The following is a 12,592-nucleotide window of genomic DNA, read 5'->3' as shown; positions in this document are numbered from 1 at the left end:
GCGATTTAGGTGTTGCTGGCAGAGGGTCAAGTCCACAAGCAGCAATTGACTTTGAATGAGGCGGGAACAACGCTGCGACTTGGCGCTTTCTAGGCCGCTACTTTGCACCCCTGCGGGGCCGGGGAACAGTCTCGCGCTATTCACTGGCCCTTAATCGAACCGGAACCTATACCCCTCCCGATGACGAAATCTTCGCGCGCCGCCCGCTCGCTCGCCTGCCTGCTCCTGCTGGCTCCCCTCCCGGTTCAGTCCGTTCTTGCGCAAGTGCCCGGCGCAGCCGCGCCCGCGCCGGAAACCCTGCCGGGCGACAGCGATCCGTGGCTCTATCGCGGCAGCGACATTCCCCGCGATCCCGAATGGCATTTCGGCGAGCTTTCCAACGGCTTGAAGTATGCGGTGCGCCGCAACGGGGTGCCGCCGGGGCAGGTCTCGATCCGTATCCGCGTCGATGCCGGCTCGCTTTACGAGACCGATTCGGAGCGCGGTTACGCGCACTTGCTGGAGCACATGCTGTTCCGCCAGTCGAAGTACATTCCCGAGGGGACGGCGATTGCCGCCTTCCAGCGCCTCGGCGCGACTTTCGGCAGTGATACCAATGCGGTGACCTCCACCACGCAGACCGTGTTCAAGCTCGATCTGCCCAATGCCACGCCCACTTCGCTGGACGAGACCTTCAAGCTGATGAGCGGCATGGTGACCGCGCCCACGCTTTCGGCCTCCAACCTCAAGTCCGACCTGCCGATCGTGCTGGCCGAGATGCGCGAGCGCGGCGGCGCCGCCAAGCGCGTTCAGGACGCCATGCAGAAGACGCTCTACGCCGGGCAGCCGCTTTCGGCGCGTGAGCCGATCGGCACTGTCGAAACGCTGACTTCGGCAACCCCGGATTCGGTGCGTGCCTTCTATTCGCGCTGGTATCGACCGGACAACGTCGCGGTGATCGTTGCAGGCGATGCCGATCCGGCGACGCTGGAAGGCTATGTGAAGAAGTGGTTCGCCGACTGGAAGGCGACCGGCAAGCTGAGCGCCGCGCCCAGCTTCGGCGATCCGGCGGCGCCCGCAGGGGCCGATCCGAAGAACCCGGTGGGCGAGACCAAGGTCCTGATCGAGCCCGATCTGCCGCCTTCGCTGATGTATGCGATCCTGCGCCCCTGGCGGCAGGTGACGGACAACGTGGTCTACAACCAGGGCTTGATGGTCGATTCGATCGCGCAGGCCATCATCAACCGCCGCCTGGAATCCAAGGCCCGCGCGGGTGGCAGCTTCCTGTCGGCTTCGGTCAACCAGGATGACGTCTCGCGCTCGGCGGACGCCACGTTCGTTTCGGTCACGCCGCTGGGCGAGGATTGGCAGGCGGCGCTGCGCGATGTGCGCGGGGTGATCGCCGATGCGATGACCAAGCCGCCGACGCAGGCCGAGATCGACCGCGAGGTCGCCGAACTCGACGTTGCGTTCCAGGTCCCGGTCGAACAGCAGCGCATCCTGCCCGGTTCGAAGCTGGCGGACGACATGGTCAACGCGCTGGACATTCGCGAAACCGTGGCGGCGCCGAACGACGTGCTGCGCATCTTCCGCGAATCGAAGCCGCTGTTCACGCCGGCAGACGTGCTGAAGCACACGCAGCAGCTCTTCAGCGGCTCGGTGACGCGGGCGATCTTCACCACGCAGAAGCAGGGCGGCGCCACTGACGATGGGCTGCGCACCGCGCTGCTCCAGCCGATCCGGCCCGACGCCTCGATCCGCACCGCGGTAAACGAGAAGCCGGTGTCGTTCGAGAAGCTGCCCGCCATCGGCGCGCCCCACAAGGCGACCGCACTGGCGCCGACCGGCCTGCTCGACATCGAGCAGCTCACTTTCGCGAACGGCGTGAAGGCGCTGCTCTGGCCGGTTCAGGAAGAGCCGGGCCGTGCCACCGTGAAGGTCCGCTTCGGCGGCGGCAAGCGGTCGATCGCGCCGCAGGATGCCCCCTATATCGCGCTTGGCGAATTCGCGCTGGTCGGTTCGGGCCTTGCCACGCTGGGCCAGGAGGACCTCGACCGCATCTCGACCGGGCGCAAGCTGGGCTTCGATTTCGAGGTGCAGGACGCCAGCTTCCAGTTCCAGGCGGAAACCCGCCCGCAGGACCTGGCCGACCAGCTCTATCTTTTCGCCGCCAAGCTCGACCTGCCGCGCTGGGACCCGCAGCCGCTCGTTCGCGCCAAGGCCGCGGCGAAGATCCAGTATGCAACTTATTCCACTTCCCCGCAGGGCGTGCTGAACCGCGATCTGGAATTCTACCAGCGCGGCAAGGACGCCCGCTTCGCGACGCCCACGCCGGGCGAGATCGAGAAGACCACGGCGGCCGGCTTCAGGAAGGTCTGGAGCAAGGCGCTGGCGAGCGGCCCGGTCGAAGTGCAGATCTATGGCGACTTCGACAAGGCCTCCACCATCACCGCGCTGGAGAAGACGTTCGGCGCGCTCAAGGCCCGCACGCCCGCGCGTCGACGGCCAATCTCGCCGAAGTCTCGGTGCCCAAGCCTTCGGACGTACCGGTGGTGCTGCATCACCACGGCGACCCGGACCAGGCCGCGGCGGTGATCTCGTGGCCTACCGGCGGCGGCGCCATGGGCATTCGCGAATCGCGCCAGCTCGAAATCCTGACGCAGCTCTTCACCAACCGCCTGCTCGATGCCGTGCGCGAGAAGCTGGGCGTGGCCTATGCGCCTTACGTCTATTCGCAGTGGCCGGTGGACATGGCGGCGGGCGGTTCGATCACGGCCATGGCGCAGCTCGATCCCAAGTCGGCGACGGTGTTCTTCCAGACCGCGGACGAGATCGCCCAGGACCTCATCAACAATCCGCCCACCGCGCAGGAACTGGCGCTGGTCACCGAACCGATGCGCCAGCAGGTGACGCGCGCGGCTTCGAGCACCTCGTTCTTCATGGGCCAGCTCGAAGGTGCGACTTACGATCCCTCGCGGATCGGCACGGTCCGCACGATCCTCTACGACTATACCGCCACCACGCCGCAGCAGATGCAGGCGCTTGCCGCGCGCTACCTCGGCAAGAACAACTCGTGGCGGCTTGAGGTCATGCCGGAAGGCAAGAGCTCGGGAACGGTCGCGGTAAAGTAGGAAAAGCGGGGCGGGATTGTTCGCAAGTTACGCGGGCAATCCTGCCGCCTGTAACATTGTTCCGTTACGCCGGGGCGCTGTGGCGCAATCGATCACCGTGATCGCCTAAACCGGCTTTGCAAAAATTACCGGGGGAGGCTATGGCGCGCCTCTTGTTTGCGGTTCTTGCCGGTTTGGCCCCATGCATTCGGCGCGGGGAGAGAAGGCAAAGGAACCGCCAGGAGTACGTGACGTGGCTAGCAATTGGACCCCGGAAAGCTGGAAGGCTAAGGAAGCCCGCCATCTTCCGGTATATGGCGATGCGGAGAAGCTGGGCGAGGTAGAGGCCACGCTTGCGAAGTTTCCGCCGCTGGTCTTTGCGGGCGAGGCGCGCGAACTCAAGAAGGACCTGGCCGAAGTGGCTGCCGGTCGCGGTTTCCTGCTTCAGGGCGGAGACTGTGCGGAAAGCTTCGCCGAGTTCAGCGCCGACAATATCCGCGACACGTTCCGCGTGCTGCTCCAGATGGCGGTGGTGCTGACTTTCGCCAGCAAGCAGCCGGTGGTGAAGCTGGGCCGCATGGCGGGCCAGTTCGCCAAGCCGCGTTCGGCGCCGACCGAGACGATCGGCGGACTGGAACTGCCCAGCTACTTCGGCGACATCATCAACGGCATCGAGTTCGAGCCGGAGACCCGCCGCAACGATCCCGAACGGATGCTCAAGGCCTATGGCCAGTCGTCCGCCACGCTCAACCTGCTGCGCGCTTTCGCGCATGGCGGCTATGCGAACCTGCGTCAGGTCCACCAGTGGACCATGGAGCACATCGGCCGCAGCCCCTGGGGCGAGCGTTTCTCGCAGATGGCCGACCGCATCAGCGAAGCGCTGGACTTCATGGCCGCCTGCGGCGTGGACCCGACCTCGGTTCCGCAGCTTCAGGGCACCGATTTCTACACCAGCCACGAGGCGCTGCTGCTTCCTTACGAGGAAGCGCTGACCCGGCGCGATTCGCTGACCGGTGACTGGTACGACTGCTCGGCCCACATGCTGTGGATCGGCGACCGTACCCGCTTCGAAGGATCGGCCCATGTCGAATATCTGCGCGGCGTCGGCAATCCGATCGGCATGAAGTGTGGCCCCAGCCTCGAGCCCGACGCGCTGCTGCGCATGCTCGACACGCTGAACCCGGCGCGTGAACCCGGCCGCATGACCCTCATCAGCCGTTACGGCTATGACAAGGTCGAGGCCGGGCTGCCCAAGCTGGTGCGCGCGGTGAAGGCGGAAGGTCATCCGGTGGTGTGGTCGTGCGATCCGATGCACGGCAACGTCATCAAGGCCGACAGCGGCTTCAAGACCCGCCCGTTCGACCGCATCCTGGCCGAAGTGCGCGGCTTCTTCGCCGTTCACCGTGCCGAGGGCACCCATGCGGGCGGCATCCATATCGAGATGACCGGCCAGGACGTGACCGAATGCACCGGCGGCGCCATCGCCATCACCGACGAGGCGCTGAAGGACCGTTATCACACCCACTGCGACCCGCGCCTCAACGGTGCGCAGTCGATCGAACTCGCGTTCGAGCTGGCGGACCTGCTCAACCTCGAAGCGACCGAACGGCAGAAGCAGGCGGCGTAAGGCAGCCGCTCAGGACAAGATCGAAAGGGCAGGGGAGCCGGGGCTCTCCTGCCCTTTTGCTTGTCCGCAGGCCGTTACTTCGGGGCTGCGGCTGCCGCTTTCGCATCGGCGGATGCGTGGGCCAGGCAGGGAACGCTGTCAGCCGTCCAGTCTATCTCGTAAGTGGCGGGCACGTTCTTCGTGCCGCTTTCCACGGTTCGCGATGTTTCGGGGTTATAGAAGATCCACGCCATGCTGTTGTCGAAGGCGGCGATGCGCGCATTGTCCTTCTTCGCGGTCGCCGCGTCGATTTCCTTCTGCTCCACGCGCGAGCCGCGGATCATGCGAATGGCGCCGTCACGCTGTTCGAAGGCGCGGTAATAGGTCCGGCCGAACAGCTGCGTGTCATAGCCTTTCTTGAACGTCCATCCTGCCGGACGGGCCGTGGAGGGCAGCCGAACGGTCGTTACCCGGCAGTCGAATTCGGGCTTGTTGGCGTAAGGCAGTTCCTGATCCTGATCGGCCGAGCGCGTGCGCCGTTCGGGCGGGCTGAAGCCGCCTCCGGGCAGGGCGAGCGACCTTGATCCGTCCCCGTCGTCATCCCAGTCCACCGAACCGGTGCCGCTGATGGTCAGCACGCTGGCCTGCGCCTTCTGGTCGTAGCGCCACTGGACATCCTCGATCGCCTGCCAGGTGCTGCCGACCAGTTGCTGGCGGAAGCTGCCGAGCATCTGGTCGTGCGCGAGGCCGGAAAGCTGCATTTCCTGCTGCAGGCCCTCGATCCCGCGGGTGATCGTGGTGTTGGTGATCCGGGCGGGTTCATCGAAACCGGCCCTTGCGTCGATCTCGTAGAGAGTGATCTGGTCGGGCCTTTGGGCGGGCTGCCATGCGAGCTGCTCGATCGAGCTGCCCTGTTCCGTAAGCGGCAGCACCCACTGGTAAGGCATGATCGGCGTGGCGGAGGGCGGCACCACCGGCGGCAGCGTGCCGTCCAGCCAGTAGACCGCGCCGTCTATGTGCGCGCGCACGATGACGTGATCGAACAGGCGCGGGCTCGGCAGGCGCTGGTCGAACCCGTCGTCCCCGCCGCCGGTGTTGACCAGCACGGCTTCCGCCTGGATGCCCAGCTGGCCCAGGAGCGCCAGCAGCAGCGCCGTCTTGCCCTTGCAGTCGCCATAGCGGCGCTGCCAGGTCTCGTCCGCGGTGGCGGGCACGAGGTTCCCGTTGCCGAGGCCGACGTAGATATAGCGCACGTCCTGCTGCACCAGCTTCAGCGCCGCGCTCGCGCGGTCCAGCGGCTGTGCGTGGGCGGCGGCGATGCGGCTCGCCTCGCGCCGGAGCGGCGAAGCATCGGGCAGCTTCGCGGCCTTGGCATAGAACGGGGCGAAACGCCTTGAAATTCCTGCCCAATCGGCAAAGTCGCTATATTCGACCACACGCTGCCAGAGATAGCGGGCCGGCGCATCCTTGGGCGGGACGATGGTGGCCGGATTGTCCAGCCGGACTTCGAGCGCGTGTTCGCTCTTGCGGGCGAAGGCGTTCATGTCGGGCGTCATGCGCAGTTGCGGTTCTGCCCGGTCTTCCCAGCTGAGGCCCAGCAGGAAGCGGCCCGGCACCGGGCTGGGCGCGATCAGCAGCATTCCCGCGTCGCTGGCGCCCAGCGTGGGATCGGTCGTGCGGATGGTGAGGGCGACTTCCAGTTCATCGCCCACGCGCAAGTCGGCAATGCGCAGCACCGCGGTCAGGGTGCCGTCCAGCTTGGCCGCTTCGAGCTGGTCTTCCCGGCGCAGGATCTCGAACGCGGCGGTTTTCAGCACGTCGATGACTTCGCCATCGCGGTGGATCCGGATGGCGTGCACGGTGGGCGCGCCCGCCGCCGGGTTCCAGGCGATGGACAGGTTGCCGAGTTGCAGGGCGCTGGGGTGCAGGATCCTGATGCGATAGCCGGTGTATTGCGCCTGCCCCTGCTTATCGAGATGGATCAGGGTATCCTGATGGCGCACGAAGACGGCGCCGGTGGCGTTTTCGGGCACCGGCAGGTCTTCGGAGGGTGAAACCCAGCGAGGAACGGGGCCGCGCTGGACCTGATCGTCGCGAGCGAAAGCCGGGCCGCAGATAAGCGCGGACGCCAGAAATACCGAAATCGGAAAACGCACATCAACCCCCGTGATTACACCTCATAATGTCCGGTATTTTCGGCAAGGCAAGACTATTGCCGGATGAAAATTCGTTTTTTAATTCAATTGGATCGCCTTGTTTCATGGGCTGTTGCAGTTCTTGCCGAAAACGTCGCGCGCGCCTGCACCTCGCGGCCGGGCGCGCAGGGCGGGGGCAGGGCAGGCCCGGCGCTGCTGTTTCGCGCGGCCGCTCGTCTTCACGCTTGACCGCCGGAAATGCACGGGCCACCAATCGGGCCCATGACAAAAAGCCTTCGGATCGCCGCGTGCCTTGCAGCCGCGCCGCTTGCACTCGCCGCCGCCCAGCTTTCCGCACAGGACAGCGCCCGCGCGCCCACCGGCACCATGATGAACGAGCAGGTCGAATCGTACGACTGGGTACGCCCGCAGGCAGACTACATCCGCCGCGAGGTGATGATCCCCATGCGGGACGGCAAGAAGCTCTTCACCGTCATCGTCATGCGCAAGGGCACGAAGGACGGTCCGATCCTGCTCAGCCGCACGCCCTACAACGCCGGCGGCATGACCAGCCGCAACCGCAGCCAGAAGATCGAGGAAATCCTGCCCGTCATGGACGCGGATTTCGTCAACGACGGTTATATCCGGGTCTATCAGGACGTGCGCGGGCTTGACGGTTCCGAGGGCGACTACGTGATGAACCGGCCGCTGCGAGGCCCCCTCAACAAGACCAAGGTCGATCACGCCACCGACGCTTACGACACCATCGACTGGCTGGTGAAGAACGTGAAGGAGAGCAACGGCAAGGTCGGCATCACCGGCTCGTCCTATCTCGGCTTCACCTCGCTCATGGCGCTGATCGATCCGCACCCCGCGCTCAAGGCGGCCGTGCCGCAGAGCCCGATGGTGGACGGCTGGATGGGCGACGACTGGTTCCACAACGGCGCCTTCCGCATGTTCGGGTTCGACTACGACCTTGGCCAGACGGTCAAGAAGGGAGGCGGCGCGGTGCCCAAGGGCACGGGGGACGAGTACCAGGCCTATCTCGATGCCGGTTCGGCCATGGAATATGCCAAGGCATACGGCCTCATCGACCTGCCGGTGGTGCGCAAGGTGCTGGAGTATCCCGGCTACGATGCCTGGTGGCAGGGGCAGGCGGTGGACAAGCTGCTCGGCGCGCGCAAGCTGACGGTGCCGACCATGCTCGTGGTGGGACAGTGGGACCAGGAGGACAGCTACGGCGCCCCGGCGGTCTACCAGGCGCTCAAGGCGAACGGCACGCCGGACGACATGGTGAGCCTTGCCATCGGCCCCTGGCGCCACTCCCAGGTCAACTACGAAGCGCGTGAGCTTGGTCCGCTCAAGTGGGAAGGCGATACCGGCGGCCAGTTCCGCCAGCGCTACATGAAGCCCTTCCTCGACTGTCACCTGAAAACCGTGGCACCGGCCTGCAACACGCCGCCGGTGATCACCTATGCCACCGGCGCCAAGGGCGACAAGGGCGGCTGGGAAGTGTCGCAGAAGTGGCCGGCGGGCGATTACACGCCGCTCTACCTTGCGGGGAACTACGGCCTCTCGTGGAGCAAGCCGGTGGCGGGCAGCGACAGCTACGTCTCCGACCCCGCCAAGCCGGTGCCGATGCTGCCGCGCCCGGTGCACATGCAGGGCGAGGAGTGGAAGACCTGGCTCGTCCACGACCAGCGCTTCGTCGACGGCCGCCCGGACGTGCTGAGCTATACCACCGGTACGCTGGACAAGGCGGTCCACATCAAGGGTGCGCCCAAGGTGGAACTTCACGCCTCCACCAGCGGGCGGGACAGCGACTATGTGGTCAAGCTGATCGACGTCTATCCGCAGGAAAACTCGGCCAATCCGGAACTGGCTGGCTACCAGCTCGGCATCGGCATCGAGATATTCCGCGGCCGCTACGTCCACGGCTTCGACAAGCCGCAGCCGCTGGAGCCGGGCAAGGGCTATACCTTCCAGTGGTCGCTGCCGAACGTCGATCACGTGTTCCTGCCGGGCCACAGGATCATGGTGCAGGTGCAGTCCAGCCTGTTCCCGCTCTATGACCGCAATCCGCAGTCCTGGGTGCCCTCGATCATGGAGGCCAGGGCGAGCGACTATGTGAAGGCGACCGAGACGGTGACTTATGGCGGCGATGCGGCCAGCGCCGTGTGGCTGCCGGTGGCTAGGGACTAGGAGCAGGTTCCGGGGTGCGGGGGCGATGGCCCCTGCATTCCTCCTGCTTCAGCTTTCGCCGAACAGTTCCCGCTGCGAGGCCTCGATCTCCTCGAAGTAGCGGCGGCGCGCGTGGCGTTCGGTCACGACGCCGACGACATTGCCGATACCGTCCACCACCGCCAGTTCGTCGGCCACGGCCACGTCGAAGGCCTTGATCATCGCGCGGATGTCGGTGGTGGGGGAAAGCGTGGTGCCCTTCAGCGTCGCCAGCCCGCCCACCGCGCTGTCCTGCGCCAGTTCGGGGTTGTAGGCGGCGGAGGTGGTGACGATCCCGGCGTAGTGTTCCTCCTCGTCCAGCAGGATCGCCTTGCTGGCCGAGCCGAGCGGCACGCGGGCGCGGAAGTCGGCGATGGAAAGGGTTGCGGGCACCGAGATCCAGTCCTTGCGCATGATGCGCCCGGCGGTGAGGCTGAGCATCCAGCCGATATCGCGCGGGGAACGGATGATCGAGCCGCGAATGTGCAGGCGCCAGGTGGAGAACGAATAGCCGAACATCTCGCGCGTGAAGGCGCTGGATACGAGCGAGGCGGTCAGCACCACGCCCATCAGCGCGAAGTCGTGCGTGGTTTCCAGCATGAGCATCGCCAGCGTCATCGGGCCGCCGACGATGGAGACGGCCAGCGCGCTCATGCCGACGAGGGCGGCTTGGGTGGGGTCCAGCTCGATGCCCAGCGGCAGCATCTGCACGGCGGCGGCGAAGATCAGGCCGACCAGCGATCCCAGGAACAGCGAGGCGAAGAACAGGCCGCCGCGAAAGCCGAAGCTGAGCGAGATCACCGAGGCGGCGATCTTGAGCGCGAGAACCACGAGCAGGAACTGGATCGCCGGCTGCATCACGAGATTGAGATGCATCGCCCCGTGCCCCGCCGAAAGCGATTGCGGCGATACCCATGCGAGCGGCATCAGCAGCAGTCCGCCGACCAGCGGTTTCCAGCGCGTGAAGCGGGTGAAGCGCTGGACGTGAAGCTCGGTAAACGTCACCAGCCGCATCACGAGGATGCCCACCAGGGCGCAGACCAGCCCGAGCACGGCATAGATGAAATAGTCCCCGGTGGTCAGCTCGTGCGTGCTCGATGCGGCGATCAGGTAGGGTTCCACGCCGAGCTGGCGCGTGATGAACGCAGCGCCCAGGGCGGCGGCGATGACCGGGGCGATGGCGGCGGGGGTATAAGTGCCGATCACGATCTCGAAGGCATAGAAGGCGCCCGCCAGCGGTGCGCCGAAGGCGGCGCCCACCGCCGCGCCCGCGCCTGCGCCCACCAGCGTCCGCATGTCGGCGCGGCGCAGCTTGAACCACTGGCCCAGCACCGAGGCCACGCCGCCGCCCATCTGCGCATAGGCCGCCTCCAGCCCGACCGATGCCCCGGCGCCGTTCGAGATGATCGTCTGTGCCGAGATGATGAGATTGTCGATGAAGGGAATCCGGCCGCTGTGCAGGGCATTGGCCTCCACCACGTCGATCGGCGCGCGGCGGCGGCGGCGCAGCAGATAGCCGATGCCGATCAGCACGAGTCCGCCGAAGGGGAGTGCCAGCAGGCGCCAGGGATGGCGGATTTCGCCGATCGCGCTCAGCCGGTTGCCGGTGACGCCGTAGAAGAGCTGTTGGAGGGCGTGGGCGAGGAACCCTTGCAGGTTGGTCAGCCAGCCCGCCGCGATCCCGGCCAGAACGGCCAGCACGATGAATGCCAGTTCGCTTTCGCGCATGCGCTGCCGCTGGCGGATGACCAGGGCTTTCAGGGCGTTAACGGCGGGACGTCGCATCGATCGTCGATTGGGCCTGCGCGCGCGGCGCTGTCAAGGCGGGTATCGGGAGGGGAAGGAAGAAAACGCGAAGGTGGCGGGCAGCCGGGCGGCCTCACGCCTCGAAGTAGCCCCTGGCCCGCGCCGTCTCCAGTTCCGCTTCGAGATAGTCCCACAGCGCGGGCGCGCCGCGGCTGATCTGCGGCTTCAGGCGCTTCACCACCCGCTCGTGGCTGATCCCGTTCTCGCGCCAGCTCTGCCCCTCGTTGCGCAAGTTGAGCAGGGCGGGCATCGCGCGGTCGATGGCATGGGCGAAGCGGGCCTCGTCGGTCCGTTCTTCCTCGAACTCGGTCCAGAGGCCGCGCAGGTAATCCGCCTCGGCATCGGGCAGGATGCCGAAGATCCGGTCTATGGCCGCGCGCTCGGCCGCCTTGCGGTCCGCCAGGCCTTCCTCGAAGAACACCATGACATCGCCGGTCTCGATCTCGCCGATATCGTGGACCAGCAGCATCGCCATGACCCGCGAGATGTCCGGCGTTCCCGAGGCATGGGGTGCGAGCGCCACGGCAAAGAGCGCGATCTGCCAGCTATGCTCGGCCGAATTCTCGTAACGGTCTAGGCCGATGGGCTTCACCTTGCGGGTGACGGCCTTGAGCCGGTCCAGCTCCATCACGAAATCGATGACGTTCTGCATTGTCGCTGGCCTCCCTTGCCGACCGGATGGCCGCTCTGGAGGCTTGTCCGGCGATTCTCAAGCGGAAGCGGTCATTTCGGCGGCATGCGGATGCCGCCGTCAAGACGGATGCACTGGCCGTTGAAATAGGTGTTGCGGGCCAGTTCCATCACCAGCGAGGCGAATTCCTCGGGATTGCCGAGCCGCTTGGGGAAGGGCACGGCCTTGCCGAGGCCATCGTAGACCGCCTCGTTCATTTCCTTGACCCGCAGCATCGGCGGCGTGGCGAAAGTGCCGGGAAGGATGGCGTTCACCCGGATGCCGAGGTCCATGAGATCGCGGGCCATCGGCAGGACCATGGCGTTCACCGCGCCCTTGGCGCCGCCGTAGGCGACTTGCCCGACCTGTCCGTCCTGCGATGCGGCCGACGAGGTGAACACGATGCAGCCGCGTTCGCCGTCCTCATTGAGCGGGTCGGCGCCCGCCATGCCCAGCGCGGCGATCGAGGCGACGCGGTAGGACGCGGTGAACACGCCTTCGGCCGTCCTGGCGATCTGCTCGGTGGCGGCGCGCTTGTAGCCGCCGGTGGTCTTGTCGAACGAGACGGTCTTGCCGCCGCCGGCCACGACGGCGCAGTGGACGACGATCCGTTCCTGCCCGTGAGCGGCGCGGGCCCTTGCAAAGCCGGCTTCCACGCTTTCCTCGTCAAGGATGTTCACCTTGCAGAACACGCCGCCGATCTCGGCCGCGAAAGCTTCGCCCGCTTCCTCGCTGATGTCGAACACGGCCACTTTCACGCCGGCATCGGCAAGGGCCTGAGCGCTGGCGCGGCCGAGGCCCGAAGCGCCGCCGGTGACGACTGCGGCGAGGGTATTGTCGATCTTCATGAAGCAGGCTCTCCCGAGCGGGTTTGATTCGTGTTTGGCCCAAGGGCTAGCGCAATTCACGGCCGGAAAGGTGCGATCGAATGCGGTCGGCGCGCAAGTATCGCCCCTGCGCACTTGATGGGCGCGGCGCGGCGGCGCCTTGCGTCCACTGCCGATGCGGCTGCACCTACGGACAGGCGCCCGCCGCGTCGCGGGTGAAGATCGGACGGGACGGGTTC

The 12,592-nt window shown here is 66.3% G+C and carries 6 protein-coding genes and 1 pseudogene; 3 read left to right on the top strand and 4 right to left on the bottom strand.

Annotated features, from left to right (window positions below):
- Nucleotides 1–180 precede the first annotated feature (180 nt).
- A pseudogene (locus ADT71_RS22630) lies at nucleotides 181–3,110 on the top strand (M16 family metallopeptidase).
- Nucleotides 3,111–3,342: 232 nt separating this feature from the next.
- Complete coding sequence (locus ADT71_RS22625) at nucleotides 3,343–4,716, top strand: class II 3-deoxy-7-phosphoheptulonate synthase (RefSeq protein ID WP_054440681.1); 1,374 nt, start codon at nucleotides 3,343–3,345, stop codon at nucleotides 4,714–4,716.
- A 74-nt stretch (nucleotides 4,717–4,790) separates the two neighbouring features.
- Here ADT71_RS22625 and ADT71_RS22620 read toward each other — a convergent pair whose 3' ends face one another.
- Nucleotides 4,791–6,851 carry a DUF3857 domain-containing protein gene (locus ADT71_RS22620; RefSeq protein WP_231636119.1) on the bottom strand — a complete coding sequence of 687 codons (2,061 nt, stop codon included), beginning with the start codon at nucleotides 6,849–6,851 and terminating at the stop codon, nucleotides 4,791–4,793.
- A gap of 261 nt (nucleotides 6,852–7,112) precedes the next feature.
- Between ADT71_RS22620 and ADT71_RS22615 the strand changes: the two genes are divergently transcribed.
- Complete coding sequence (locus ADT71_RS22615; protein ID WP_054440518.1) at nucleotides 7,113–9,032, top strand: CocE/NonD family hydrolase; 1,920 nt, start codon at nucleotides 7,113–7,115, stop codon at nucleotides 9,030–9,032.
- 48 nt (nucleotides 9,033–9,080) lie between these two features.
- Here the strand turns inward: ADT71_RS22615 and ADT71_RS22610 are convergent, their stop codons facing one another.
- The 3 genes from ADT71_RS22610 to ADT71_RS22600 all read right to left on the bottom strand — a co-directional run bounded on the left by ADT71_RS22610 (nucleotide 9,081) and on the right by ADT71_RS22600 (nucleotide 12,374).
- Nucleotides 9,081–10,835: a chloride channel protein gene (locus ADT71_RS22610; RefSeq protein WP_054440515.1), complete on the bottom strand. Its 1,755-nt coding sequence runs from the start codon at nucleotides 10,833–10,835 to the stop codon at nucleotides 9,081–9,083.
- 94 nt (nucleotides 10,836–10,929) lie between these two features.
- Nucleotides 10,930–11,508 (bottom strand): HD family hydrolase, encoded by a 579-nt coding sequence (locus ADT71_RS22605; RefSeq protein ID WP_054440512.1) that lies wholly within the window; start codon nucleotides 11,506–11,508, stop codon nucleotides 10,930–10,932.
- A gap of 71 nt (nucleotides 11,509–11,579) precedes the next feature.
- Complete coding sequence (locus tag ADT71_RS22600; protein ID WP_054440509.1) at nucleotides 11,580–12,374, bottom strand: SDR family oxidoreductase; 795 nt, start codon at nucleotides 12,372–12,374, stop codon at nucleotides 11,580–11,582.
- Nucleotides 12,375–12,592: the final 218 nt, after the last annotated feature.

Source organism: Novosphingobium sp. ST904 (assembly GCF_001298105.1).
Classification (GTDB): Bacteria; Pseudomonadota; Alphaproteobacteria; order Sphingomonadales; family Sphingomonadaceae; genus Novosphingobium.
The sequence above is the reverse complement of the archived record's forward strand: the minus strand, read 5'-3'. Positions and strand labels throughout refer to the sequence as shown.